Raw genomic sequence first — 26,258 nt, 5'->3', positions numbered from 1 at the left:
TTGATTTTATTTTGCCAGGCGTATGCCCGTATATTGCCATCTTAATTGCGGATGAAAGAAATTTCGATAAGTAATGCGTGAATGATTTTGCGGAGTAGCTATGGATGCCCCGCGAAGTACTTTTTGATTGACCATAAATTTGCCGTTATATTCACCAATGGCCCCTGGTGCTTTACTAAAACCAGGATAAGGGAGGTAAGCACTTTCAGTCCACTCCCACCTTTCGCCCCAATTAAAGCTTTTTGCCGCCACTTCCCATTCAAATTCGGTAGGCAAACGCATGCCTCGCCAGCTGGCATAGGCATAAGCTTCGTAATAACTGATATGACTTACAGGCGCATTCGGATCAATTGGTAAAAGTCCGCCCAGAGTGTAATTAAACCATTCTTCATCAATTAAGTGCCAGTACGTGGGTGATGTGATGTGGTTGGTTTTTACCCAATCCCAGCCTTCTGCATGCCAATAATTAAAATTTTCATATCCGCCTGCTTTGATAAATTCTAAAAATTCGGCATTGCTGACTAATGTTTTACTGATGGCAAAATCATGCAGGTAAACTTGATGTCTGTTCAGTTCATTGTCAAAGCTAAAACCCTTTCCTTCATAACCGATTTCGTAAATTCCGGCTGAGATATCGATCAAACCAGATTCATTTTCACCTGCTAGTACTTCTTTTTTGTCTTTAGTGTAAACAGGAAATAATGGATTATTGCCCAGGATATATTTAATATCGGTTAATAACAATTCCTGATGCTGCTGCTCGTGGTTAAAGCCTAAAACCAACAATTCCTTAACTTCATCTTTTAAGGGTGCTGTTAAAAAATTTGTCATGGCTTCATCCACATAAGCCCGGTATTGGTAAATTTCATTTACGCTTGGGCGGCTTAAATTGCCTCGGTCGGTACGGATTACCCGATTGCCAACGGTTTCATAATAACTATTAAACACGAAATTATAATCATCGTTATATGTCTGATAGTTACCCGAAAACGGCTTCAATATAAAGGTTTCGAAGAACCAGGTGGTATGTCCCAAATGCCATTTAGGTGGACTTACATCTACAACAGGCTGCACCACATAATCTTCAGTTTGTAAAGGTTCACAAATCTGCTCGGAATATTTCCGAATCTGTAAGTATTCTTCTAGCAGTGTCATTAATTTTTATCTAAATAATTTTTGAGGTCTGTGATGCTATTAACATGTAGTTCTTTTGATTGTTTTTGCCGCATCATTAAAGCATAAGAATTGTTAAAACCGATTGGTTTGAGCCATTTGATTTTAAACTTTTTCTCAAATTCAGCACTTACATAGTTGTACGTTTTCTCTTTATCATGCGCCATTTCCTTTGCAATTTTTGGATTTGGCTGCAACAAAACGAGAAGACCTGTTCCTGTATACTCGGGGTAAAAGTCTATCTGGTCGTTCATGAGTGCATCAAAACAGATTTTCGTTCCGCCCAATCCGGTTTTAGTAGCTACATCGTAATCTGTATTTCCTTTAATCAGCATGCTGTACATTTCGGCAAGAATATATTGTTCGCCAAAAATCTTCGAACCTATACGCACGGTACCGTCATGGCCATTTTTAGGCGCTTTGTACAAGCCATTGCTGATCAGGAAATCCTTCGCCACCCGCTCCGGCTGCTGATGAAGGTGATCTGCTCTATAATTCAGATCGGTCATAATCGAATCTGTAATTTTCCCGGAGAGTAAATTCAGGGCTTCTTCCAATTCGGGGAATTGTTTTAAAGCTTCATCACGAACAATTGGTGCAGCATAATAGGGCGGAAAAATATTCTTATCGTCTTTCAAGATTTTCAGGTCAAAAGCTTTTAAACGGCCATCAGTAGAATAGCCGCTGATTACGTCCAGTTCCTTTGAAAAAGCGGCTTTGTACATCACCGCATCGCTGATCACGATGGTATGGATTTTTAAACCATAAGTTGATTTTAATCCAAGATCGCCATCCTGCCTGCCCATAAATTCGGGAGTAAATCCGGCTGTTAATGTAGCGCCATAAGCGGTTGGTAACGCATAAAAACCGCCCAAAATCAAAATCACAACAGGGAAAACGTACAATGCTTTCCTTAACTTTTTAAAATCCATTTTTTGGATCAAGGAAAGTAAAGCATCTAGTATAATGGCCAATAACGCAGCAGGAATAGCTCCAGCCAAAATCATATTGGTATTATTGAGCGATATACCGCCAAAAATAAACTCACCCAGGCCGCCTGCTGCAATAAATGAGGCTAAAGTGGCCACACCTACATTAATTACTGTTGCGGTACGGATACCAGCTAAAATAACAGGCATAGCAAGCGGCAATTCTACTTTTAATAAAATCTGGCCTTTACTCATCCCCATGGCTCTGGCAGCTTCTTTAACATGATGATCGATACCAATAATACCGGTATAAGTATTTCGGATAATCGGTAACAAGGCATAAATAAGCAGTGCAACAATAGCCGGTTTGGCACCGATCCCTAAAACCGGGATCATAAAACCCAATAAAGCGATACTTGGTATGGTTTGCAACACACCTGCAATGCCCAAAACCGTTCCCGAAAGTTTTCGCTTTCTGGCAATTAATATACCTAAGGGTAAACCGATGGCAATAGCCAGGATTAAAGAAATAAAGGTTAAACCTACATGCTGTAAAGTTTGACTGAGCAGTTTATCAGACTGCCCTGACATAAACTGCCATAGGGTTTGCTGTTGCTCATTCATGCAGCTGTGCGTTTTGGTATTGATTAAATCCTTTGGTTAACTGCTCGAAATTGATCGATTTGATTGCCTGATCAGCACCTGAAACGAAAAGCTCAGACCGGTCATTATTCCTTAATAATTCCATGGCTTCCCATATACTTAAATCAGCAGATTTACTTTCCTCTTCATGAATGGTTTCGTTAGGTAAATAAGTCCAAATATCCTTGATATTAATTATTTTAAACTCTAATGCCAGCCTTTGCCCAGCGAGGAAATTCCGTGCGAAATCGTTTATTGGCCGATATAATAATTCTTTAGGTGTTCCGATCTGAACTACCTCTCCCTTATCCATTAAGCAGACCCTGTCTGCCAGTTCAAAAGCTTCCTGAACATCGTGTGTTACCATCACAATGGTTTTTCTTTTCAACTCTTCAAGTGCTTTAAATTCTTTTTGGATACTGGTGCGGGTAACGTTATCTAATGCTCCAAAGGGCTCATCCATTAACAATACTGATGGATCGGTAACCAACGCACGGGCCAGTCCTACACGCTGCTGCTGTCCGCCACTTAACTCATGCGGATACATCGCCAGGGTACTTTCCGGTAGATGAAGTTTTTGAATCAGCTCCCGAATACGGCTTTTAATTTTTTCCTTGTCCCATTTCAAAAGTTTAGGTACAAGCGCAATGTTCTCCGCAATGGTATAATGCGGAAAAAGACCAATATTCTGCATCACATAACCTATCCCCTTGCGCAATACATCAGGATCCTGATCGGTGATATTTTTATCATTAATAAAAATCTGGCCTCCATCGGGCTCAATTAAGCGGTTGATCATTTTTAAAGTAGTGGTCTTACCGCAGCCACTGGTACCCAACAATACCAACGTTTCCTTTTCGGCCACACTAAAAGAGACTTGCTTTACAGCGTCAATATCTCCAAATTTCTTGCTTATCCCTTTTAATTCGATCATATTATTTCTCGAGTTTCATAAATAAGTTATTCAGCGATTCGGTATAGGTAGGGTGCGCAAAAACACAATACCTGATCCTGTCGTAAGTAATACCACCCTCCATTGCCATTTGCAGAACAGACATAATTTCTCCGCCTTCTGAAGCCAGGATAGCAGCACCTAGTATCTTTTTGCTGTCGGCATCTACAATTGCTTTCATAAGCCCCAATGTTTCGTTTGTTTCGATACCGCGCGCAACATTCGACATTGGCAGAACGGCAACTTTATAATTCAATTTCTTCTCTTTTGCCTCTTTTTCTGAAATACCTATCCGTCCCAGTTGAGGGTCGGTAAACATGCAATATGGCATGGGGCGGTCCTGAATAGAATATTTTGTCCCTTCAATCAGGTTACGGTAAACAATGGTATAGTCATTATAGGCAATATGGGTAAAGGCAGGACCACCTTTTACATCACCCAATGCATAAATTCCTTTAATATTGGTTTCCAGCTTTTCATTTACAAGCACATAGCCTTTGTCATCGAGTTTTACTCCACAATTTTCGAGGCCTAAATCAGCGGTTTGTGGTATGCGTCCGGCTGCGATTAATACATGACTTGCCGTAATTTTCTTCTTTGTCTTACCTGATTGGATTGAAAGATGAAGTTGTTTTTTATCCTGACTGATTTTATCAATCTTCACATCCGTAATAATTTCGATCTTTTCATCGGTTAAGATTTCCTTAAGGGCCGACGAAATATCCTGGTCTTCTTTAGCTAATATGGCTGATGATTTTTCCAAAATGGTTATGTTACTACCAAAACGGTTAAACATTTGCCCAAACTCCAGCCCAATATAATTGCCACCAATAACCACCAAATGCTCTGGAACCGTTTCTATATCTAAAATTGTTGTCGATGTAAGATAATCAATCTGATCCATTCCTTCTATATCTGGTATGGCAGTTTTTGCTCCGGTATTGATAAAAATCAAATCAGCAGTTACTTTTTCTTCACCACCATCGTTAAGGGTAATGGTTAATTCTTTTTCAGCGCTGAATTTTGCCGATCCGAAAATGAGCCGGAGTCCTTTGGTATGATTTATTCCCTTTTCTGATGATGCTCTAAACTGTTCTACAATATCATCTTTACGCTGTTTTATTTTCTTGAAATCAATTTTGACCGATCCAATCTCAACACCTAATGCTGATGCCTTTTTAGCCTGATAGATGGCCCTGGCAGAAGCAACCATGGCTTTTGTTGGGGTACAGCCATCGTTTATACAGGTGCCGCCAACCAATCTTTTTTCGATAATAGCTGTCTTTTTGCCCGCTTCGGCAATTTTTTTGGCTAATGGTGTGCCCGCCTGCCCCGCTCCGATAATTATCGCGTCGTAATGTTTCATGGATAGGATTTGTTTTGTTGTAATAATAACCTGAATAAGCAGATCAATGTTTGACCAGGAATAATTTATTCTTTAACTGGAATATTATTAAATTTTAAATAAAAAAGTTACAAACTATATTCAAAAATCTACGTTGAATAATTGTAGATATTAAATTGACAAACATAAATCCCTAATTCATGCAAACTCAAACAACAGAAAATACAAACCTTACCGTTTTTATTCAGGATGATACTTCTATTGAAGATAAGAGAGAAATGGTTTTAACCAGTTTATTGGATGATTTGAATAACCAAACTGAGTCTTTTAATTAGTACCGTTCCTCAATTACCTCCCACGTGTCGTCATTTTGAGCGGAGTGCAACGCAGTCGCGAAATCTGTCTAGATAGATCTCTCCATTCCACTGCGTTTCCGTCGAGATGACGGTAACTTCCAATTCGATCGTGTAAAAAGCATCCAAATGAGATTAAAAAAGAGAAGAGCAGACAAATTAATGTTTGTGTCTTTCCTTTGAAAAAGATTTTAGTTGGTTTACTAAAGGGTTTTAACAGCCTTTAGGCAATCTTTTATAAGCAATTAGGATCCTTAAAAGCGTACCAATATTTTGGATAATATCAAATGAAAATTTGAATAGTTTAGATAAGAAAAATGACCACTTTAGTTAATTGAATTAGTAAAAACAAATTAATTTAATTTTTCCAATTACTTATTTATTTAAGAAATGATCTAACCCATTTTCAATATCTGCTGCATGATTCCAGATATAGACGTAAAATAGAGAAACTGTTACAGAAACCATATTACCAATTAAATAATAACTATTAAACTTTTCTGTCTCCCCTGTTTTATCATCATGTTTTAACCTCGTTGCCAGCTTCAATGCGCTAAAAAAAGTTAATGCATGAGGAATACCATTAAACATAAAAATTGTCAGAAAGAGACGTTCAATGGATCCTTTACTAATGGATTTCATATCTATTTCTGACTTTTTATAATACTGCTGGGCAATTAGCGAAAACAAAAAAGCAAGAATGAGCTCGCATACTATTATAAGTATGGCTATAGTTAAAATTAAGATCATGGTAATTCTGATATGTAATTTATTACGGATTTAATTGAAAAGTACTCCTCTATTTTAAGACTTTTTTCTCTTTTCCATATCTGAGAACGCGTTTTTCCCAATTCTTCCGCAACAAGCTTATAATCCCTTAATTTAATAAATTTGGTAATCAGATCATAATCCTTACTGACTTTCCAATCATCAACAATACTTTGATATAAAAACATACTATTTACTAATGCTTCACTTTTAGGTTCATTTTTAAGATTAAAACAATACCTAACGTTAGAGTTTTTGTGTGTTGTCAATGCTTCACGGGCTTGAGTTAATCCATCACCGAGCATTTCATAAGCAATTTTTTTATTAATTGGTGTATCAATTACTCCTTCAACCAATACAAATCTTAATTTAAATCCAGCATTAAGACCAATAATTTTTTCATCAATAAAAAACATCAATTTCACAGCTGCCTTAGCATTATTAACTATACCTTGAAATTCGTCTCCCAAAGTGATTGTCAATGGAGATAGCATTAGCTTTTCATTTTCGTGATTAGTCTCGCTTATTACTTTTTTAAAGTTACTCATTAGCTTATTCTGATCGCTTCTTCTGCTATCGACTATATCTGCCATTAATATAAAATAGTCTTTCATATTATTTTTATATAAATACTATATCAAATATACTGAAATATCTAAATTTATTTCAGTATTAATGAAATAAGTATTAAATTTGCTTTAAAAAGTATTGATTGATAAAGTAATTTTAGAGGAATTATAAGGGAAAGAGAATTCAATAAAAAAATCCAATCTAAAAAAGATTCGTAATATTAGAAAAGAAGATTAATGTATGGCAAGCAATTCTAATTCCTCAAAAAAAAGGGCAAACAAATTCATGTTTACCCCTTTCAATCTAAATTAACGCTCTCGCGACAAAAGTATAAATTCTTCTTAAACCTATATGTAACAAACTTATTTAATTAGGTGTTAATGCATGATGTTCTGTGCCCGTCGAAGGTTATCGGTGGTCTGCAAAATTTTATCCTTTAATTTGGGGTTGTAAGCAGGATGTGATTTTAAGAAGTCCATAACAACTGCATTTGCTTCTTTGCTGTTATAACCAGAGAAGGTAGCGGCTAACCACGACTGCGGAAAAAATATATCTCCTGTTTTCTGTATTTCTACTAATAAATCTAAGCTCTCTTTCAGGTAATGAATTGAGGTTTTTTGCCTGACGGGATGATGCAGATAAGCCAAAGCCGTAGTTACCCATGCTTCTTTTTGTCTGTTTTTCCGGTCTTTTAAACCATTAAAAAAAAGATCCCTTTCCTTAACATCTAAAGATAATGCAGGCATTAAATAAATTAACCGGTTTTTACGGTCTTCATTTTTTGTCCGCGATAACTGTTCTTTCAGGATGGTATTAACCGTATCGGTTTTAAGCACTAAAGTTAAAGCCAGCGAACTGTAATCATCTTCCTGAAGTTTCACGCCCGCCGGCGCTGATTGTTTCAGCCAGATATCATATAAACGTTTTCCTGCTTCAGGGCTTTGGTAAATGTTCTGGTAAGCATTGAAGAGTATTTTCTTATTATTTGCAAGAGGCTCTTCTGTTAAGGCATTCCAAATGGTTTTCTCCATCAAAACATTAATTAATTCCCGCTTATCTGCCTTCAGGAATGTCCAGTAAATATTGGTCATATAACCTGTAAGTAAACGCAGATTCATTTCGTTTTTCTCCACCGTAATTCCTTTAAGCAATATCACCAGGAGTTCATAAGGCTTAAAACCTTTGCCCGAAAGCATATTTTCATAAGTATTGATATAAGCAGATGCTCGTTCCAAAGGGTCGGCAATATTATAAACATCAGCCGCCATCCTTTTATCGACGGGAAAGAGACCATAGCCTGCCCCGTTCGCATTAAATAAGATATATTGAGGTTTTGCAAGACCTCTTGCTTCTGCAACAATCGTTTTTGCTCCCATCGCATTAACGGTCAAAAATTTGCTATATGTAGGATAAACCAGCTTCAACGAAAAAGATTGCGGCCATACCCTTTGCCCACCCACTTCACTGGTTTGACTTAGGCTTAAATCACTAATTTTATCTCCTTCATATTTAATTTCATAAGTAAAAGCTGGTCTGCCAGCCTCATTTACCCAAACTTTGTTCCAACTATACAAATCAGTTTTAGTGTATTTGCTTAAAATGGCAATCAGATCGTTCCATGTAGCATTACTACAGGCGTATTTTTTCAGGTATTCCCTGATTCCTTTTTGAAAGTTCACTTTGCCCATTAACAATTCCAACTGACGCATCATGATAGGTGCTTTATGGTAGATGATATTTCCATACATCGATCCGGCTTCCTGTAAGTTATCCAATTGCTGGCGGATGGGATTAGCACCCAATGTTCTATCCACTCCATAGGCTGCCGGATAGTGATCTTGTAAAAACTTAAGGTCGAAAGTGCTTTTGCCCATCAGCTTTTCGGTTACTTTATCGGCCATAAAATTGGCAAATACCTCTTTCATCCAAACATCATTAAACCATTTCATGGTAACCAGATCGCCAAACCATATATGTGCTGTTTCATGAGAAATCAGATTGGAACGCGAAATGAATTGATCTTTAGTTGCACCCTGATCTAAAAACAATGATGATGCTTTATATTGCACTTCACCAGGGTGCTCCATACCGCCAAACTGAAAATCAGGAATGCTGACAAAGCCTATTTTCTGAAAGGGATATTTGATTGCGGTCCAGTCTTCCAGAAAATCGATGGCCTCGCGGTGGGCTATGAAAATAGAATCGACACTAAGTTTGATTTTGGCAGAATCGGTTTCGCGGTGAAGAAATTCCATTTCACGGTCTTTCATTTTCTTATTCAGGTAAGTATATTTTCCAGCCGTAAAGGAAAATAAGTAAGTTGGTAATTTATCCGAATTTTTAAAATGGTAAGTTGTAACTTTATCCTGCACAATCGAATCTTTCTGAATTGCATTACCCATTACTTTCCAGTTAGTTGGAACGGTTAACGAAAGTAAAAATTTAGCCTTTAAATCGGGCTGATCAAAACAAGGAAATACTGTTCTGGCATGATCGGGCACAAAAAGTGCATACAAGAAATCCTTATTCCTGTTCAGCGACTCATTGCCAGCGATAAAACCAATTTCGATACGATTGTTACCAGGTTTTAAATACTTTTGATCTACGAGGATATGCTCGTTTTTAAAATCGATGGTTATGGCTTTCCCATTAACAGTAATCGATTTCAAATGATCAGCATTTTGCTTAAAGTCAATTTGTAAATGATTTGATTTAGTCAACTTAAAATCAATACTTTCTGTTGAATAAATTGGAGCTGTTTGTTCAGCAGGAATGATAAAGTGAAGCTGATACTGAATGTTGCTGATGCTGCTACTTCGGGCATTTGCCAGTGCAATAGAAACCCCTGGCTCAACTGCTATTTTTTGCCCTGCCTGCTGCGCATAACAGGTAGAGCTTAAAAGAAAGAAAAGGCTAAAATATTTTGTGATGCTGTTCATTGTATAATGTTTATTCTCCGTTAATCATTTGTAAAATGGTTCCGTAACTCATCCAAACCATGGTAATTACCACAGCCAGGCCAGTTAGCGTTAACCAGATAGGCTGCCTGTAATTCGCAATTATTTTTTTTCTGTATGCTGCAATAAGCATTATCCCCAAGGCAATTGGTAAAATAAAACCGTTGATTGCACCAACGGCAAGTAATATTTTAACGGGCTTACCAATCAGGATAAAAATAATGCAGGAAATGGATATAAAGGCAATAATGATTTCCCGGTTGAATTTTAAAATGATTGGATGGAAACTTTTGATAAACGAGATAGAAGTATAAGCCGAACCTACTACCGAAGATATTCCTGCCGCCCAGATCACTACACCAAAAATCTTATAACCGATTTCTCCACTGGCCAGTTTAAATACCGATGCTGCCGGGTTGGAAGGATCTAAAGTAAAACCTTTACTCACTACCCCCAAGGCAGCAATAAACAACAATAAGCGCATCACTGATGCGATTCCGATGGCACTTAGTGCACCTTTATTTACAGCGCTCAAATTCTGTATTCCTGTTTCTCTGGCATCCAATAAGCGATGGGCGCCGGAAAAAGTAATATAACCACCAACAGTTCCACCAACTATGGTTAATACGGCGGTAAAACTAAACTGTGTAGGATTCACAGCCCTTAATGCTGCTTCTGCCAATGGCGGAGCGCTGGTGTAAGCTATAATTAAAGCGAGTACAATTTTAATCAACCCCATGGTTTTGGCAAAAACATCCATGGCCTTACCTGCTTCTTTATAGATAAAAATCCCAATAGCCATAATGGCGCTGATTACCGCTCCCTGCCCTACACTTATGCCAAAAAGCACATTTAAACCTAAACCTGCACCTGCAATATTGCCAATATTAAAAGCCAGGCCACCCAGAAAAACCAGGAAGGAAATGAAATAACCTAAACCCGGGAATACCTTGTTGGCAATATCCTGAGCGGGTTTATCGGCAACGGCAATAATCCGCCAGACATTCAGCTGTGCAATGGCATCTAATATGATCGATAGCAATATTACAAATGCAAAACTTGCACCCAACTGCTGGGTAAAAACGGCTGTTTGTGTTAAAAATCCCGGTCCGATTGCCGAGGAGGCCATTAAAAAAGCTGCACCTAAAAGTACACTCCAGTTTTGTTTTGGCTTCATATTGCCGGGGCTTTAATTACTATACCTTCATTTTTTAATCGCTCAGCTATTAGCTTAGCAAAAGCAACAGCTTGTACGCCATCGCCATGCAAACAAACCGTTTCCGCCCTCACTGCAATACGATTTCCATTTACACTTTTTACTTCCTGCTTTAAAGAAAATCCCAAAACCTGATTTACAGCATCTTCTTTATTGGCAACTATAGCATTATCTGCTGAGCGCGGGGTAAGCAAGCCATCATCCTGATAACTGCGGTCGGCAAAAACTTCTGATGCAGTTGCAAGTCCGTTTTTTTCAGCTTCAACTATCATCTTGCTTCCTGCTAGGGCATATAAGATTAAATTCGGATCAAAATCGTAAACAGCCTGAACAATCGCTTTCGCTAAAACTGGATCTTTTGCAGCCATGTTATACAATGCACCATGGGGTTTAACATGATGTAATTTACCACCAGCGGCTTTTACAAAAGCATTTAAAGCGCCAATTTGATATAAGGTGAGCTGATAGGCTTCATTTGCGGTAATCTTCATTTCCCTACGCCCAAACCCTTGTAGATCGGGCAAGCCGGGATGTGCTCCAATAGCCACCCCTTTTTTGATAGCTAAAGCAACGGTTTTCTGCATTACAGCAGGATCGCCTGCATGGAAACCGCAGGCAATATTTGCTGATGAAATATAATCCATCAGTTTTTCATCATTGGGCATGGGGTAACTTCCATAAGCTTCTCCCATATCACAATTAAGATCGATCATCTTCATATTTAGTATATTTAAGGCTTATCGCCATGGTAATCAATGATAAATCACGTTCACGTTCAAGGTAAAGTCCTTCTGCCTCATCTCTCGAAATTTCAGAAAACTGAATTTCATCGCCAGGTTTTAGCTGGGCACATAAAGGCAAATCGACCGCTGCAACATGGGCAATGCGTGGATAACCACCTGTTGTTTGACAGTCGGCCAGGAGTATAACCAAATGGCCACTCCCCGTTACCTGGATAATCCCCGGAGTTACTGCTGTGCTGAGCAATTCTTTTTTAACCTTCTTTACCAAAGGCTTTCCAGATAAATGATAGCCCATACGGTTACTCCTTAAATCAATAGTATAGGTATTGGTTAAAAACGAAATAATGGATGTTGCGTCGAACCAACTGATCTCATTAGCAAGAATAACCCTGATCTTTTGCCTCTTCTCCGGCAGTAAACTTTCACGCGAAATGCGCCAATTTGGATAGGTTGACGATCGTTTGATCAATTGACTCAATATTCTATTTGATATTTCGCTAAGTACGGGACCACTAACTAAAACATCTGCTTTTTGCAATGCCCTCCCTTTAAAGCCTCCAAAAGCAGCGGTAAGGTAAGTGCTTTTGCTTTCCATTACATCAGGTACATCCCATCCACCGGCAACAGCTAAATAAGTACGCACCCCAATGGAGTTATTCATCAACTTTATAACGGAACCTTTTGAGAAAAACAGCGGCTTTTCTGCAGGCATTAACTCATTATTGTAAACTAAAAATGCGCCATCGCCGGAATATGAAATTAGAATTGGTGTTTCAGCTTTAAATGAAGCATCAGCATAGGTAAATTCAATGGTCGCATCATTATCATCATTGCCAACAGCTTTATTGGCTAAACGGTGAGCCAATTCATCCATTGCACCCGAAACAGGTACAGCTTGCGAAAGATACCGATATCGTCCCATATCTTGTATGGTACTTAATAAACCCGGCTTAATGATGCTGATTTTCATACTTATATTCAACATAGGCATTAAACTCACTCCTGTTAATAGCTTTAAAAGTAATGCGATCACCTCCTTTTAAAAGTGATGGCTGTGACCGGTTTACATCAAACATCTTTAATGGCGTTCTTCCAATAATCTGCCATCCACCTGGTGTTTCCATAGGATAAACACCGGTTTGGTTGCCTGCAATACCTACAGATCCGGCGGGAATTTTAGCATTAGGAACCTCTTTTCTAGGAGTTGATAATCTGGTATCCATTCCGCCCATATAAGCAAACCCTGGCACAAAGCCGATCATAAAGATAGTATATTGCCCTGCGGTATGGATATCGATTACCTCAGTCTTGGTAAGGTTGCTGGCACGGGTCACTGTTAAAAGATCCGGGCCAAAATCGCCTCCATAACACACCGGAATAACCAGTTGACTAGCTATTGCATTCGATTTTTCTCTTTCTATTTGTGCAATTTTATTTAAATGTGCTGATACCTTTTCGAAACAAACCTCTCCAGGAAGATCTGACAGCATTACACATAGGGGATCAAAAAAAACAGTTAAGGTAGTATAGGCAGGAACTGTGGTAATTAAACCAGAAAAGGGATTTTGCAAAAGCAATTGATTAAAATCGTTAATCAGGCTCAATAGATCGTTATCAATTGCTGTTCCGAATGTTATTGTAACCGATTTTTCGCTCAACCCATAAATTTTTAAGGGGATTTTTGTCCCAAAATATCCTAACTGCTCATTCATACAAAAACAGTAAGATTTATTAATAAATATTCTTCATCATACGGGCCTGACAACTAAACTGCCGCTATAAAAATGAAAATATATTATCAAAATAGCAAAGATTTTAATAATAGGATACCTAAAGCTGAATTTATCAGCATCAAATTACTAAATCATTGATAATTTTTCCGTTAGTTCAAGGCCTTTAATCAATTGTAATAACTCATCCTGCTCTTCGGTTTCTAATTCGATCATGCCATTGAACATTTCAAAAATTTCATCACGGAGGTTAGAACGCATTAAAAGATCGATCAGGCGTACAATGGTTTTCTTCTGGTCGGTATTTAAGCTACTAAACAGTTTAGGCTCTATTTCATATAATGCCTTAATTAAATTAACCAATGCGGGTTTTCTTGACTTTTTTTCTATCTCACTGGCATAAACCGGAAATATCTCATCTTGTTCGTAACTTTCAACCAGGCTGTTGGCATATTCTTTTAAAAATGGTTTACGTTTACTTTTAAGATATTCGGTTAATGATTTAATCAAAAATCTATATTCAGGTGAAGATTTAGCTGCACCAAATATGGCCACCTGCCCTTCATTTTCGAAACTCTTAAAATCGAAATCACGAAAAAAATCACTGTCGATATAAACACTATGAAAATAATCGTCGCTTTTTTTATTTAAAGTAGTGTAATCTTTATAAATTTCTTCTCCACCGGCCAAAAAATAGTACTTAGAGAGTTCTTTGTGCAGGTTTTCTTTCCAGTGAACATACTTAATCTTAAAAGTAACAGCGGTATCGGGATAAAAAAGATTAAACTCTTCTATGCTTTTAATATTGCTGCTAAAATCCAATGCTGCGCCATTTACAATAATTGAATAATTTTTATGCTTATTCAACTCTATAAACCAACAGAATTCGTTTATCAAAAAAGGAAGTACTGTTGTTTCTATATCTTGTTGACTGATCCTCAGATTAGTAAAAGAAACAGTTGTTCCAGTCTCGCCGGTATTGCCCGGAACGGTGGAAAAATCGTGGCTATAACTGTTTAAACCACCTGTATTAATGTGTATTTCTCCATAACAAAACCCTTGTTCTGATTGGTAAGTGGTTTTCCAAAGGGCATCATGCGCAAAGGTAAAAAAGGTAAGCCGACCTACGCCATTACGACCATGCATTTTGGAGGTATGCTTTGGCGCTATAATCTGAATAGATTTTTCAGATTCGAAAAACGGATCGAACTTTTGTTGTAAGCGGTCGAAATTAATTCCATAACCATTATCGGCAATAGTTAACTGCTCTAAAAGACCAAGCGAATTGGCTGCATAATCTATGCGAATAGTATCCGCATTAGCATCGAAACCATTCCAGATGTACTCAGCAATGGCCTGCCTTTCATTGTAGTTTTTAAGTACCTTTTGTATTCCCTTTGAAGTGATATTAACCTTTACCGACATGTTTACTAAATTAATTAGCAAATATATCATTATATTTTAATCATTTTGGATGTTAGCTATAACGAATTATCTACATCGCATTAAATGGCCAATTTTTGGAAATAAAATAAGTCTGATTATATATCCCGCTGACTAAAATGCCTTCGAAGTTTTTCTTCTTCCAGATCGAGCAGTTCTAATTGTTCTCTAATCAACTCATCATTAATCTGCTCTTTTTTATTTAGCCCTTTTAACAAAATACGCTGTTCAGACATAATATCTTCCAATGCGATACGGTAGTCGTGGTAAAAGTCCTCAGATCTTGAAATGTTCTCTTCTTTTTCCCAATCTCTCAATAATTCCATCTCGGCTTCGATACGGATTTTGATCGACCTGATCATATCGTTATGTTCTAACGCATCATGGTATTTTTCGTCAAGAATTTTAAGTGATAACATGGACAATTTCTTTCTTACCATCTGTTTTTGCTGTTCAAAAGAAACGGTATAATCGGGATCTGGCATATCTACCCATTTAATTAGTGCAGGCAATGTTAAACCCTGTAACACCAAGGTTACCAATATTACACTAAAGGTAATGAACAAAATCAGGTTGCGCTGAGGGAAAGCTTCGCCGGATTTCAAGGCTACAGGGATAGAAAGTGCTGCAGCCAGAGATACTACACCGCGCATACCTGCCCAGCCAAAAAGTAAGGGTGCTTTCCAGCTTGGATTCGGATCGGCCGTTGTAATATACCGGCTAATGAAACGTGTAAAATACAAAGCGCCGTAGGTGCTGGCCAATCGCACCAGAATTAGTACCAAACAAATAATGGCGCTATAACGGATAGCAGGCAAAAGACCGCTTTTCCCTAAACCGTTGATAATAACGGGAAATTCTAAACCGATGAGTAAGAAAACAAAACCATTCAGTACAAAAGCTACGGCTTCCCAAACATTAATGCTTTGCAACCGGCTTCGATGGGTCAGGATTTGATCCCGACGGGCTGAAAGAAATAAACCTCCACTCACCACAGCCAATACGCCGGAAAAATGAAATTCCTCTGCAGTCATATACATCACGTAAGGTGTTAAAAAAGTAAGGATAATATCTACATTGGTAGTAGTGGGTAACCAGCGGTGTAAAGCGTAAAAAACAAGTGCTACTGCGATCCCAACCAAAATCCCCATGACAATCACCACTACAAAATTGCCGGCAGCATTGCTAAAGACAAAACTTCCAGTCATTACTGCAGCCAAAGCAAACCTGAATACAACCAAACTGGATGCATCATTCAATAAACTTTCGCCCTCCAAAATAGTAGTGAGCCTCTTAGGTACCTTAACATTTTTGAGTATGGCCGATGCAGATACCGCATCTGGTGGAGAAATGATCCCACCTAACAAAAAGCCCAGGGCCAGGGTAAAGCCCGGAATTAAACTACGGGAAATTAAGGCAACAACTGTTGAAGTAAAAATAACAATGGGAAAAGCAAAACTACTGATTACCCTGCGCCACTTCCAAAAATCTTTCCATGAGGTATTCCAGGCAGCTTCGTATAATAAAGGCGGTAAAAAGATTACAAAAATGAGTTCTGGTTCTATTTCAATATCCTGAAGGATCGGCAAGAAACTCAGGGCTAAACCTGCGATGACCAATAAAATGGGATAAGCGATGCGGATTTTTTGCGCCAGCATTACCACAAAAAGAATTATTGCAAGTAAAAAAGCGTATTGTATAATGAGTTGATGCATAAATTTTGGGCTTGGTCTAAAATACAAATTTGAAGTGAATGCCAAACCATTAAGATTAAATAGAAAAACCCTTTGAGATGGAAGCCATTACTCAAAGGGTTATATACTTTTATTAAAGAAAGCCCGGCAACATTAATGATTTATGCTTAACCAAAAAGATCGCTGCTCAGGTAGCGATCTCCCCGGTCGCATGCGATAAAAACGATGGTTCCCTGATCTAATTCACCGGCAAGCTTCAAGGCAGCCGCACAGGCACCTCCCGAGCTCATGCCCGCAAATAAACCTTCTTCTTTAGCCAATCTCCTCGACATCATTGTGGCTTCTTCCTGCGCAATGTCCATCACACGGTCAACCCGCTCCGGTTCGAATATTTTTGGAAGATATTCTGTTGGCCATCTTCTGATCCCTGGAATGGAAGCCCCTTCAGTAGGTTGACAGCCTACGATACGGATATCCTTATTTTTTTCTTTAAAAAACCTCGAGCATCCCATAATGGTGCCTGTTGTTCCCATAGAACTTACAAAATGTGTGATCTGCCCTTCGGTATCTCTCCATATTTCTGGTCCGGTTGTTTTATAATGAGCCAGATAATTATCTGGATTTGCAAATTGATTTAATAAAAAATACCCTTTTGAAAAACCTTTTTCTTCTGCATAATCGCGGCAATCTTCAATACTTTCCAATAAAGTTACCTTTGCGCCAAAGGCTTCCATGGTTACCTTACGCTCGCGGGTAGAATTTGCCGGCATCACCAATTCAATTTCTAAATTATACAAACTTGCAATCATGGCCAATGCAATTCCGGTATTACCACTTGTGGCCTCCACCAATTTAGTTCCGGGGGCTACATCACCGCGTTCTATTGCACTTCTGATCATGTTGAGCGACGCCCTGTCTTTAACACTACCGCCCGGATTATTTCCTTCTAATTTGGCAAATACCCTTACAGCCGGGTTAATATTCAGCTTTTGAAGTTCGGCCATTGGTGTATTTCCAATCAGATCGATTATTCCTGCCATATTTTAATATATTAATTGGTGTCTTTATGGTTTCTAATGGTAACTATCGGTGAATGATAAGCAGTAGAAAAAGCAGGGATACTTTCGGTAAGCCATACGTTCCCCCCGATGATACTATCATGCCCGATGACGGTTTCGCCGCCCAGTATGGTCGCACCTGAATAGATAACTACCCTATCTTCTACCGTTGGATGGCGTTTGCTGCCCGCCAATGTTTTTTTAACACTCAAAGCACCCAGTGTTACCCCTTGATAAAGTTTCACATAACGGCCTATTGTACTGGTTTCTCCGATAACAATGCCAGTTCCGTGATCAATATGAAAGTATTCGCCAATACTGGCTGCTGGATGGATATCAATACCTGTTTTAGAATGAGCGTATTCGGTCAGTATTCGTGGAACAAGAGGTATACCGAAATTATAAAGCATGTGGGCAATTCTGTAGAAACAGATGGCATAAAAACCGGGATAAGTCCTGATGACTTCGAACCTGCTCTGCGCCGCCGGATCACCTTCATAAATGGCCAGGATATCGGTATTCAATACACGATAAAGCGCCGGCAGTTCTGCAAAAAACTGACCTGCTGCATTTTTACACTCACTGTTCCTTAATTTACAACTCGCCGAAATAATATCATAAAGTTCGAGTTCTAAAGCCGACACCTGCGCTTTAACTTCCTCAACCGTTGAAAAAGCTTTAGCTGCATTTTCTGGAAAAAGTACCTGGATCAGTTTCTCTGCCCATTGCGATATTATTTCATTCGGCGGTATATTGTGCTGCTCAAGTGGGTTTTTAAATATTTGTTCAAAAAAATGGTTATCCATAACTGGTGGTCAAGCCTGGCCGATCTGCTCATCGACTAGATATATAGATTTAATCGCTAATGTAGGTTTTGTTTTTTTAAACCAAAACAACTCGTCGAGTTTTATTATAAAAATTGCCGGGAAATAACAAAAAAGTCCCGAGTCGGAAGTTGATTAGCCTGGAGCATTAGGAGTTTGGTGTAGAGCGATTTGTATAATTAACTATTTGTTCGGTTTGCCATCCTGAGTGGAGTCGAAGGGCTGGTAGATCGTTTGGAGTAGATTGATTTGAACAATAAATGTGAGTGACAACGATTAATTTACGCGTGAAAATCTCCTCGGGTTACCGTTATTTCGAGAAGAATTGCTACCTGTACCGATTTTACATCGGTAATACAGTCGATACCCAGAAGGCTCTGCGAAGCTAAATGTGTCTGGATAGATCTCTCCACTTCGCGTTGCTCCGGTCGAGATGAGGCCCCCTCTACAGCGGACCAATGAACTAATGACTAGTGAACAAATCGCCAATGAACCAACGACTACTCCTTCAGGGAATAAGAATAACCTAATTTCTCAAAACAAGACCAAAATGGCAATGTTACCAATATATGGTGATTACTGGGGAAACGACTATAAAAGAATTAGATAAGATTTATATCGGAGAGGAAATCACTTTTGATAAAAAGTCTGGCCTGGTATACCGTATTGCGATTTTTAAGTCGGTAAGTATTTCCAGTTATATCTTCCAGTTGGTTAACGGGGAAATTGTTATTATTCGCAGGAACCAAGTTTAGGACCTCCATTGTATAAAAAAGCATTTCCGATCGGTTTTACGACCGGAAATGCAAACACTTATTATTTTTTCTGTTCTGATAAAAAGGTAACCAAAGAGGCAAGCTCTTCGTAAGACAAAGAGTTGGCCAAACCTTCTGGCATCATTGAGTTTTCCATTTCTTTACGTGATAAAATATCACCTGCTTTGATGGTAAACACCTCACCTGCAATATTACGCATTACTACTTTAGCAGCCGTTTCTTCGGTAATAAATCCCATATAAGTACGGTCCCCCTTGGCAGTAATCATTACAGTGGCAAAACCCTGCGATATAGAAGCGCTAGGTTTTAAAATCGATTCTGCAATCTGTTCGCGGTTCATGATCGAGCCGATTTGCCCCATAAACGGACCTTTCATTTTTTCCGTTTTGCTTAAACTATGGCAGGCGATACAACCCTGATTGTTAAAAATATTTCTTCCTTTTAAAGGATCGCCCTGCAATTTATTGATGGCCAACAATACGTCTTCAATGGATGATTTACCAACCTGACCTTTTTTATTTTTGATTTTTTCGAGATCAATTTTTGGTTCTTCTGTTGCAGCTACTTTTTCTTCTTCGGCAAATTCAGCAATATCCATTCTCTGGCGTGAATTTAAATCAACATAAAATTGTTTACCATTAGCGCCGGCTTTTGCCGCTTCTTCCTTTAAAAATTTCTCAATCGCAGGTGAGCCTTCCCAACTTACCGCCTTAAAATAAGGACCGTGCGAATCAGGCCTTGTGCCCCACCACCAGGTCGCGTCGTAAGCAATTTCTTTTTTATACAAACGACCTAACGTAACCAGGATCTGCTGTTTCAATTTCTCATCTGTTGATTGTTTGTGGTTAGCAATTAAGCCATTAACCACTTTTACATCATGCATATAACGCAATGCCCAAAGTGCAAGCGTTGAGTTTTCTGTTTTAACCGCTGCGAGCAGGGCATCAACTGCATTGAGCTCAACTAAAGCACGTACTGCAAGGTGTGGCAATATAATGGCTGCATTTGGCGTAGCATGCGGACCTTCAGTACCTTTTGCAGGCGCTGTAAATGAAGCGGGCACCTTGGTTTGTAAAAGCACATTGGCAACTTCTGGTCTGCCTAAACGGTTTAAACCAATAATTGAAGCGGCCTGAACACGCGGTGAAGCATCTTTTAATCCTTCTAGAAACGGTTCAACAGGCACTTTGCTCACGTAGGTTTTACGATCGGCAAGTGCTTTTAAGGCAAACTCTTTTAAGGCGTTATCTTTGGTAAATCCGATTAAAGTTTCAATACCGTTTTCTTTGGTCAGCTGAGCATAAGTATACAGGCCAGCGATACGAACATCAAGCGCTAAACTTTGATCGGAAGCAGTTTTTAATGCCGTTTCAATTGCCTGTTTATTGTTACGTGAAACCAATTCCTGCGAAGCAGTTAAACGGCCTACTGCACTATTCGATTTAAGTAACTCAGTTAATTTTTTAATGGAAAGTTTTTTAGCATCAGGAAAAGCTTTGTATGTCCAATTGTTGGGCACTGCGCGAATAATGTAGCCTTTATTCGGACTGCCAGAATACCCTGCCCCATCCCAAGCCGACAGGTATAGTCTTCCTGAGCCATCTACATCAAGATCAGTAATTTGAGCAAGTTTGATAAATTCTTCATCCTTTTGGGTAAAAGTAGGCCCGTCAGTTGTAACCCTGTGGATATAAAGCATGCTTCTGCCCCAATCTGCCATCATCGGAACATGATTATATTGCTCTGGCCAGCTAGGTTCATCCATAAACAATGCTCCGGTACCCGATCCTCCGCCCAAATCAGCTAATGCAGGAATAATTTCGTCGGTAAAATTCTGAAATAAAACCGGGTAACCATATTCTCCAGATTGTATATGGTGCGAGAAGCGAACGTTCCATCCTCCACCATCATTAGTATTTTCTCTGGTGAAAACGTTCATGTAAGGATCAATAGCTACATCATAAACATTCCGCGTACCGTGGGTATAAATTTCCATTTCGGTCCCATCCGGGCGTACACGTAAAATACCACCACCTAACATGGTCAGTTTTTTACCCGAGCGGTCTACCGCATCGTGAAAACCAAAATCGCCTACAGAGATGTAAATCCATCCATCAATCCCCATTCTTATACCATTGGTGGCATGATCGGTACCGCGCTCGCGAATATATTTGGCATTACTGATGTGCTCAATAAGCGGTTTTTCTGGTCCATCGGCTTTTCCATCACCGTCTTTATCTTCAAAAACAACTAAATTCATGCCTGTAGCTTGTTTTGTTTCTTTCGAAAAAGTAGTATGCAATACATAAACCTGGCTGCCTTGAACAATAATGCCTCGTGGATTGTCCACTTCGGCAAAATCGATATGTTCGTCCATTTTACCATCGTTATCCTTATCTATCAATTTAAGGATATGTCCTTTACCAGGATCTTTACCTAAAGAGCCCATCATATCAACACCAACATATACTTCTCCGGTAGGTGCTACTGCTAAACAGGCTGGACTAGGTGTAACATCGGGTCCGGCAAAATTGGTGATTGTTAGCTCGGGGGGTGATACACGTTGTATCTCTGGTTCACTAAAAAAGTTTTTTAATCCAAAAAAAACTAGCGTAAAAGAAATTAAGCTTAAAGAAAATTTAATCATTTGTGTGTTATTGTTCCTGGTTAGTTTGTGTGGGGTAAACTTACAAAAAATATAAATTCCTAATTGCCACAATTTTGTGTTAATTGGACGGAACTCTTTAGAAGATTTTAAGAATCAGCAAGCATTGCATATAAAAGTAGTCTGGATGCAAAATAAATTGGTCATACAGTAATAATCCCAGTAAATTAATAACTAAAAAGGATTGAAAGCAATCAATTTTCAGAAATAAGTAAATTATCGCTATTTCTATTTGGTAAACAACAGATATTTTATTATTTTTACTAAATACAACATTCATTAAATCAGTACGTTATGAAAAATATTTTTTATTTCTTCCTGACTGCCCTGATCTCCTCCATTGCGTTGATACTTACAAAGGATTCATTTGATCCCGAATTGGTTTATAGCACAGTGGTGTTAATATGGATTCTGTACATCTGGTACCATATTTATGCTGCTGATAAGAGGAATTACAGCGAGTAGCTTGTGTCTTTATTAAATTATATATCCTGCAAAAATTGTGCGGGCTAAAAGTATATTGTCTTATATTTTAATCTCATAACCCTCCGTCACCTTCCGCTATAGGCATAAATTAGTGCTTTATCGCTGCGCATGAACTATTTTAACAAAACAGGGCTTTTATTTAACGTTTTATGTAGGTAAATCAATAACTAAAGTTATTACCTTCGTCGAAAACTAAACAGGCGGATTTACGTTAGTATTAGAAGCGGGACAAAATTGTTCCGGGAAACAAAAAAAACTTAATGAACTTGGAGCATCGACCTCGTACATGGGGTAGATAAGAGCACAAGATCATGAAATCAAAAGCAAAATTCCCATCTTTATCGGGAAACTCCTTTTACACTGAGGTGCGCCGCAGGGTAAACAACGACTTTAGAGAAAACAACAGAAGCACAAATGGCAATAAGCTGATGTGGTTTAAAGCCTGTCTTTTCCTTACCATATTTTTGGCACTTTACTTTACGATATTGCTTTTGCCTGTCCATAGCTTAATCCTTTTCAGTTTAACCATTTTACTCGGTGCCACCTGTGCTTTTATTGGTTTCAATATTTGTCATGATGCCATTCACGGTTCTTTTTCGAGTTCTAAACGCACCAATTTGTTTTTCAGTTTTCTGTTTAATATGGTAGGTGCAAATCCTTATGTGTGGAACATTACCCACAATGTGGTTCACCATACTTATACCAATATACCTGGTCATGATGAAGATATTGAAGTAGCACCGGGGCTGATCCGTATATGTAATGAAGATGAATTAAAACCACACCAGCGTTTTCAGCAGTGGTATGCTTTTCCTTTATACAGTCTGGCTTCCCTTTCCTGGGTGTTTCGTAAAGATTATAAAAAGTTTTTTCAAAAGAGTGTGGGTGCCTGCCAGAACAAGCATCCCAAGATCGAATACTTTAATCTGTTTTTCTATAAATTTCTCTATTACTTCATTTTTATTGGTCTGCCGATACTGATTATGCCGCTTGCCTGGTGGCAGGTTGCCATCGGCTTTGTGGTGTTACATGTCGCTCAGGGTTTAACCATGGGGTTGGTTTTCCAACTGGCTCATGTAGTAGAAGGAACAACTTTTCCAACAACCAATGCAGAAGGCAATATGGAAGAAGCCTGGGCCGAACACCAGATGCGTACTACAGCTAATTTTGCAACTCAATCGCCAATTTCAGCATTTTTTCTCGGTGGATTAAACCGACAGATAGAACACCACCTTTTTCCTAAAATATGCCATGTACATTATGGAAGAATATCTGGCATTGTAAAACAAACGGCGCTTGAATTCGGGCTACCCTATCATGAGAATACGACTTTCTTATCGGCACTACGTTCGCACTATCGGATATTGAAGAAGATGGGACGGGCGGTTTAATTTAGAGTTTAATCCGAGGTCAAAAATCTGTTAAGTAAGAAAGTGGCGGTCCCCACAATACTTCATTTCGAGCGAAGTGCAACGAAGTCGAGAAATCTATCAAGATAGACCTCTCCATTCCAATACGTTCCAGTCTAGATGACGCCTTGATCAACCAATGACCAATCACCTTAATTATTTTTATATTCGCTTAAATGCAATCGGGAATGACAAAAGGAAGACTAATCGATTTTTTTAATCAGGGCTATAGCGTTTCGCCAGTTATCTACCAGCAAATTGCTGAACACTTCACTTATAAAAAATTAGCTAAAGGTGAATTTCAACTATTGGCAGAAAAAGTATGCAACGAGTATTTTTTTCTGGAAAAAGGTTATATGCGGGCATTTGTACGTGATACAGAGAGTAACGAAGTAACCACAAATTTTTACACACCTGGACAAATGGTGTTCGAGGTTTCGTCCTTTTTTAAGCGAGGTAAATCAAAAGAAAATATCCATGTATTAAGCGAATGTGAGGGTTGGTTTATTACTTTTAGTCAACTGAACGAACTTTTCCATACTATACCTGAGTTTAGGGATTTCGGAAGATCGATACTTGTGCAAGGCTTTTCTGAACTTAAAAGCAGAATGCTGTCGATGATTACCGAAACGGCTGAACAGCGCTACATTGAATTGCTAAAATCAAATCCTGTTATTTTTCAGCATGCGCCTTTAAAAAACATTGCTTCTTTTTTGGGTATAACAGATACTTCACTAAGCAGGATCAGAAAAGACTTTGCCAAAAGGCGTTAATGGGTATTTCTTGCCAAATGCTAAGAGTTACGCGAGTTAAAAGCAGTTCTTTTGTGTAAACAATTCACTCATGGAACATTTACCTCTATCACTTTACCTTTTATTCGTATTAACAGCCCTACTTACTTTAATATTATTTTTTAGGGCTGCTGGTTTTTCAAAGGGCTTAATCAGCATATTCTCTTTATGGTTGATTATTCAATCGATATTGAGCATTTCAGGTTTTTATCAGGTAACAAATCTAATGCCTCCCCGATTTATACTACTTATTTTACCCCCTATCATACTTATTGTTATTACTTTTCTAACCAAAAATGGAAAGAACTTTATTGCGAGACTTGATATTGGAAAACTAACAATATTACATATTATCAGAATACCTGTTGAATTGACACTTTACTGGTTATTCCTTCATAAAGCAGTGCCAGAGGTAATGACTTTTGAAGGCAGAAATTTTGATATTTTATGTGGTATTACCGCCCCCTTAGTTTATTATTTTGGTTATGTTAAAAATGTGCTTAATAAAAAGGTATTATTGGCATGGAACATCATTTGCCTGTTATTATTAGTAAACATCGTGAGCACAGCCTTATTATCTGCACCATTTCCGACACAACAAATAGCTTTTTCACAGCCGAATATTGCATTATTATACTTTCCATTTACTTTGCTTCCTGGCCTTATTGTACCTATTGTATTGTTTTCCCATTTGGTTTCGATCAGGAAGTTGATTGACTAGTCTGGAGTTTTTAGTCCGAAGTCGATTACATGATCAGTATATGTTAATTATTCAATTAAAGGGTCATTCTGAACGGTAATGAATGTAGAAAGGTTAATATAAACGCCAGCAATTAATTAACGCGTAAAAATTCTTTCAAGTTACTGTCATTCGAGCGGAGTGCAACGCGGCCGAGACCCCGAAGGCTCTGCGAAGCAAAATCTGTCTAGATAGATCTCTCCACTTCGAGTTGCTCCGGTCGAGGATGATCAGACTAATGTATTATGTCTATGGCGATTGAGAAGTGTATTTAGTTGAGCGTTTGTCATTCGGTGCTTGGAGCCAGTTAGCCGATTAACCAATCTACCCTCTTTACACAAACTTAACACATCCCCCATTCCTTTAAAAGTCAGATCTTTTTATCTTTAGCAATATGTATTGGTACGAAGAAGAGGTTAAGCAATTAGAAAGAAAGCATCGCTTAGACCGTGAACATCCTGGGATTATTTTCTATGGAAGTTCATCTATACGTTTATGGAACAGCCTCGATGATGATTTCGATTTCACCAGAGTAACCAATTTGGGTTTTGGAGGATCTACCTTAGCAGCCTGTGTATGGTTTTTTGAAAGGATTATGATAGATTACAAGCCAAAAGCATTGGTGGTTTATGCTGGCGATAATGATTTGGGTGATGGTAGAAATCCTGAAGAAATCTTTATATTTTTCCAGCAACTGATGGTAAAAGTTAACATAAGGTTTGGAAACCTGCCCTGCTATTTTATTTCATTAAAACCAAGTATCCATCGCTGGCATATTGCCGATCAGTTTAGGTACACCAATAACCTTATCGAGAGCGAAATTATTAAACTGCATGGTAACTGGAAATTTATTGATGTATTTAAGAAAATGCTGGATAAATCGGGGCATCCAAATCCTTCACTTTACGATTACGATGGTTTACATTTAAGCGAAGAAGGCTACCGTCTGTGGACAGAATCGGTTAAGGAAAAATTAGGCTAATCATTACTGTTAA

The 26,258-nt window shown here is 38.5% G+C and carries 22 protein-coding genes; 6 read left to right on the top strand and 16 right to left on the bottom strand.

What is annotated here, in order from left to right; genetic code table 11:
- Positions 1 to 6 precede the first annotated feature (6 nt).
- From egtB to FFJ24_RS09320, 4 genes are read right to left on the bottom strand one after another with little or no spacing between them, the layout of a single operon-like run.
- Positions 7 to 1,155: an ergothioneine biosynthesis protein EgtB gene (gene egtB, locus FFJ24_RS09335; RefSeq protein WP_138821246.1), complete on the bottom strand. Its 1,149-nt coding sequence runs from the start codon at positions 1,153 to 1,155 to the stop codon at positions 7 to 9.
- On the bottom strand, positions 1,155 to 2,726 hold the full coding sequence (locus FFJ24_RS09330; protein ID WP_138821245.1) for an ABC transporter permease/substrate-binding protein: 1,572 nt from the start codon (positions 2,724 to 2,726) through the stop codon (positions 1,155 to 1,157). The genes egtB and FFJ24_RS09330 overlap by 1 nt, the downstream gene beginning before the upstream one ends.
- A complete protein-coding gene (locus FFJ24_RS09325) occupies positions 2,719 to 3,678 on the bottom strand; it encodes an ABC transporter ATP-binding protein (protein ID WP_138821244.1) in 960 nt (319 codons plus the stop codon). Before FFJ24_RS09325 ends, FFJ24_RS09330 begins: the two co-directional genes overlap by 8 nt.
- Position 3,679: 1 nt before the next feature.
- Positions 3,680 to 5,062, bottom strand: a complete 1,383-nt coding sequence (locus FFJ24_RS09320; RefSeq protein ID WP_138821243.1) for a mercuric reductase — start codon at positions 5,060 to 5,062, stop codon at positions 3,680 to 3,682.
- Between the two features lie 179 nt (positions 5,063 to 5,241).
- On the opposite strand from FFJ24_RS09320, the gene FFJ24_RS26655 reads away from it, so the two are divergent.
- Positions 5,242 to 5,376, top strand: a complete 135-nt coding sequence (locus FFJ24_RS26655; RefSeq protein WP_256377617.1) for a hypothetical protein — start codon at positions 5,242 to 5,244, stop codon at positions 5,374 to 5,376.
- A gap of 393 nt (positions 5,377 to 5,769) precedes the next feature.
- Here FFJ24_RS26655 and FFJ24_RS09315 read toward each other — a convergent pair whose 3' ends face one another.
- The 12 genes from FFJ24_RS09315 to FFJ24_RS09260 form a co-directional block, all read right to left on the bottom strand.
- The gene (locus FFJ24_RS09315; RefSeq protein ID WP_138821242.1) at positions 5,770 to 6,036 is read right to left on the bottom strand and encodes a hypothetical protein; all 267 of its coding nucleotides are present in this window, start codon (positions 6,034 to 6,036) and stop codon (positions 5,770 to 5,772) included.
- Between the two features lie 104 nt (positions 6,037 to 6,140).
- Entirely contained in the window at positions 6,141 to 6,776 is a 636-nt protein-coding gene (locus FFJ24_RS09310; RefSeq protein WP_138821241.1) for a SatD family protein, read from the bottom strand.
- A 333-nt stretch (positions 6,777 to 7,109) separates the two neighbouring features.
- Positions 7,110 to 9,671, bottom strand: a complete 2,562-nt coding sequence (locus tag FFJ24_RS09305; RefSeq protein ID WP_138821240.1) for a M1 family aminopeptidase — start codon at positions 9,669 to 9,671, stop codon at positions 7,110 to 7,112.
- A gap of 10 nt (positions 9,672 to 9,681) precedes the next feature.
- Positions 9,682 to 10,866: an NRAMP family divalent metal transporter gene (locus FFJ24_RS09300; protein WP_138821239.1), complete on the bottom strand. Its 1,185-nt coding sequence runs from the start codon at positions 10,864 to 10,866 to the stop codon at positions 9,682 to 9,684.
- Entirely contained in the window at positions 10,863 to 11,624 is a 762-nt protein-coding gene (locus tag FFJ24_RS09295) for a 5-oxoprolinase subunit PxpA (RefSeq protein WP_138821238.1), read from the bottom strand. Before FFJ24_RS09295 ends, FFJ24_RS09300 begins: the two co-directional genes overlap by 4 nt.
- The gene (locus tag FFJ24_RS09290) at positions 11,605 to 12,618 is read right to left on the bottom strand and encodes a biotin-dependent carboxyltransferase family protein (RefSeq protein ID WP_138821237.1); all 1,014 of its coding nucleotides are present in this window, start codon (positions 12,616 to 12,618) and stop codon (positions 11,605 to 11,607) included. Before FFJ24_RS09290 ends, FFJ24_RS09295 begins: the two co-directional genes overlap by 20 nt.
- Positions 12,599 to 13,360: a 5-oxoprolinase subunit PxpB gene (gene pxpB / locus FFJ24_RS09285; RefSeq protein WP_138821236.1), complete on the bottom strand. Its 762-nt coding sequence runs from the start codon at positions 13,358 to 13,360 to the stop codon at positions 12,599 to 12,601. The genes FFJ24_RS09290 and pxpB overlap by 20 nt, the downstream gene beginning before the upstream one ends.
- Positions 13,361 to 13,507: 147 nt before the next feature.
- A complete protein-coding gene (locus FFJ24_RS09280; protein ID WP_168202430.1) occupies positions 13,508 to 14,803 on the bottom strand; it encodes an ATP-binding protein in 1,296 nt (431 codons plus the stop codon).
- 116 nt (positions 14,804 to 14,919) lie between these two features.
- Positions 14,920 to 16,536 carry a Na+/H+ antiporter gene (locus tag FFJ24_RS09275; protein ID WP_138821234.1) on the bottom strand — a complete coding sequence of 539 codons (1,617 nt, stop codon included), beginning with the start codon at positions 16,534 to 16,536 and terminating at the stop codon, positions 14,920 to 14,922.
- Between the two features lie 146 nt (positions 16,537 to 16,682).
- Positions 16,683 to 17,555, bottom strand: a complete 873-nt coding sequence (gene cysM, locus FFJ24_RS09270) for a cysteine synthase CysM (RefSeq protein WP_138821233.1) — start codon at positions 17,553 to 17,555, stop codon at positions 16,683 to 16,685.
- 11 nt (positions 17,556 to 17,566) lie between these two features.
- Positions 17,567 to 18,379 carry a serine O-acetyltransferase EpsC gene (gene epsC / locus FFJ24_RS09265; RefSeq protein ID WP_138821232.1) on the bottom strand — a complete coding sequence of 271 codons (813 nt, stop codon included), beginning with the start codon at positions 18,377 to 18,379 and terminating at the stop codon, positions 17,567 to 17,569.
- A gap of 834 nt (positions 18,380 to 19,213) precedes the next feature.
- Complete coding sequence (locus tag FFJ24_RS09260) at positions 19,214 to 21,820, bottom strand: PQQ-dependent sugar dehydrogenase (RefSeq protein ID WP_138821231.1); 2,607 nt, start codon at positions 21,818 to 21,820, stop codon at positions 19,214 to 19,216.
- A 312-nt stretch (positions 21,821 to 22,132) separates the two neighbouring features.
- Between FFJ24_RS09260 and FFJ24_RS26045 the strand changes: the two genes are divergently transcribed.
- From FFJ24_RS26045 to FFJ24_RS09240, 5 genes are all read left to right on the top strand, one after another.
- Positions 22,133 to 22,303: a hypothetical protein gene (locus FFJ24_RS26045; RefSeq protein WP_168202429.1), complete on the top strand. Its 171-nt coding sequence runs from the start codon at positions 22,133 to 22,135 to the stop codon at positions 22,301 to 22,303.
- A 332-nt stretch (positions 22,304 to 22,635) separates the two neighbouring features.
- On the top strand, positions 22,636 to 23,715 hold the full coding sequence (locus FFJ24_RS09255; protein WP_138821230.1) for an acyl-CoA desaturase: 1,080 nt from the start codon (positions 22,636 to 22,638) through the stop codon (positions 23,713 to 23,715).
- A gap of 206 nt (positions 23,716 to 23,921) precedes the next feature.
- Positions 23,922 to 24,506: a Crp/Fnr family transcriptional regulator gene (locus FFJ24_RS09250; RefSeq protein ID WP_210419490.1), complete on the top strand. Its 585-nt coding sequence runs from the start codon at positions 23,922 to 23,924 to the stop codon at positions 24,504 to 24,506.
- Between the two features lie 70 nt (positions 24,507 to 24,576).
- Complete coding sequence (locus tag FFJ24_RS09245; protein WP_138821228.1) at positions 24,577 to 25,245, top strand: hypothetical protein; 669 nt, start codon at positions 24,577 to 24,579, stop codon at positions 25,243 to 25,245.
- A 412-nt stretch (positions 25,246 to 25,657) separates the two neighbouring features.
- Positions 25,658 to 26,245 carry a GDSL-type esterase/lipase family protein gene (locus tag FFJ24_RS09240; protein WP_138821227.1) on the top strand — a complete coding sequence of 196 codons (588 nt, stop codon included), beginning with the start codon at positions 25,658 to 25,660 and terminating at the stop codon, positions 26,243 to 26,245.
- Positions 26,246 to 26,258 lie beyond the last annotated feature (13 nt).

The organism is Pedobacter sp. KBS0701 (assembly GCF_005938645.2).
GTDB lineage: Bacteria > Bacteroidota > Bacteroidia > Sphingobacteriales > Sphingobacteriaceae > Pedobacter.
Note: the sequence above shows the minus strand (reverse complement) of the source record. Positions and strands in the feature narration are given on the sequence as shown.

What these genes read in the sequence shown, in the direction of transcription:
- egtB (WP_138821246.1), bottom strand. Translation starts at nt 1,155, where the DNA reads ATGACACTGCTAGAAGAATACTTACAGATTCGGAAATATTCCGAGCAG.
- FFJ24_RS09330 (WP_138821245.1), bottom strand. Translation starts at nt 2,726, where the DNA reads ATGAATGAGCAACAGCAAACCCTATGGCAGTTTATGTCAGGGCAGTCT.
- FFJ24_RS09325 (WP_138821244.1), bottom strand. Translation starts at nt 3,678, where the DNA reads ATGATCGAATTAAAAGGGATAAGCAAGAAATTTGGAGATATTGACGCT.
- FFJ24_RS09320 (WP_138821243.1), bottom strand. Translation starts at nt 5,062, where the DNA reads ATGAAACATTACGACGCGATAATTATCGGAGCGGGGCAGGCGGGCACA.
- FFJ24_RS26655 (WP_256377617.1), top strand. Translation starts at nt 5,242, where the DNA reads ATGCAAACTCAAACAACAGAAAATACAAACCTTACCGTTTTTATTCAG.
- FFJ24_RS09315 (WP_138821242.1), bottom strand. Translation starts at nt 6,036, where the DNA reads ATGAAATCCATTAGTAAAGGATCCATTGAACGTCTCTTTCTGACAATT.
- FFJ24_RS09310 (WP_138821241.1), bottom strand. Translation starts at nt 6,776, where the DNA reads ATGAAAGACTATTTTATATTAATGGCAGATATAGTCGATAGCAGAAGA.
- FFJ24_RS09305 (WP_138821240.1), bottom strand. Translation starts at nt 9,671, where the DNA reads ATGAACAGCATCACAAAATATTTTAGCCTTTTCTTTCTTTTAAGCTCT.
- FFJ24_RS09300 (WP_138821239.1), bottom strand. Translation starts at nt 10,866, where the DNA reads ATGAAGCCAAAACAAAACTGGAGTGTACTTTTAGGTGCAGCTTTTTTA.
- FFJ24_RS09295 (WP_138821238.1), bottom strand. Translation starts at nt 11,624, where the DNA reads ATGAAGATGATCGATCTTAATTGTGATATGGGAGAAGCTTATGGAAGT.
- FFJ24_RS09290 (WP_138821237.1), bottom strand. Translation starts at nt 12,618, where the DNA reads ATGAAAATCAGCATCATTAAGCCGGGTTTATTAAGTACCATACAAGAT.
- pxpB (WP_138821236.1), bottom strand. Translation starts at nt 13,360, where the DNA reads ATGAATGAGCAGTTAGGATATTTTGGGACAAAAATCCCCTTAAAAATT.
- FFJ24_RS09280 (WP_168202430.1), bottom strand. Translation starts at nt 14,803, where the DNA reads ATGTCGGTAAAGGTTAATATCACTTCAAAGGGAATACAAAAGGTACTT.
- FFJ24_RS09275 (WP_138821234.1), bottom strand. Translation starts at nt 16,536, where the DNA reads ATGCATCAACTCATTATACAATACGCTTTTTTACTTGCAATAATTCTT.
- cysM (WP_138821233.1), bottom strand. Translation starts at nt 17,555, where the DNA reads ATGGCAGGAATAATCGATCTGATTGGAAATACACCAATGGCCGAACTT.
- epsC (WP_138821232.1), bottom strand. Translation starts at nt 18,379, where the DNA reads ATGGATAACCATTTTTTTGAACAAATATTTAAAAACCCACTTGAGCAG.
- FFJ24_RS09260 (WP_138821231.1), bottom strand. Translation starts at nt 21,820, where the DNA reads ATGATTAAATTTTCTTTAAGCTTAATTTCTTTTACGCTAGTTTTTTTT.
- FFJ24_RS26045 (WP_168202429.1), top strand. Translation starts at nt 22,133, where the DNA reads ATGAAAAATATTTTTTATTTCTTCCTGACTGCCCTGATCTCCTCCATT.
- FFJ24_RS09255 (WP_138821230.1), top strand. Translation starts at nt 22,636, where the DNA reads ATGAAATCAAAAGCAAAATTCCCATCTTTATCGGGAAACTCCTTTTAC.
- FFJ24_RS09250 (WP_210419490.1), top strand. Translation starts at nt 23,922, where the DNA reads ATGACAAAAGGAAGACTAATCGATTTTTTTAATCAGGGCTATAGCGTT.
- FFJ24_RS09245 (WP_138821228.1), top strand. Translation starts at nt 24,577, where the DNA reads ATGGAACATTTACCTCTATCACTTTACCTTTTATTCGTATTAACAGCC.
- FFJ24_RS09240 (WP_138821227.1), top strand. Translation starts at nt 25,658, where the DNA reads ATGTATTGGTACGAAGAAGAGGTTAAGCAATTAGAAAGAAAGCATCGC.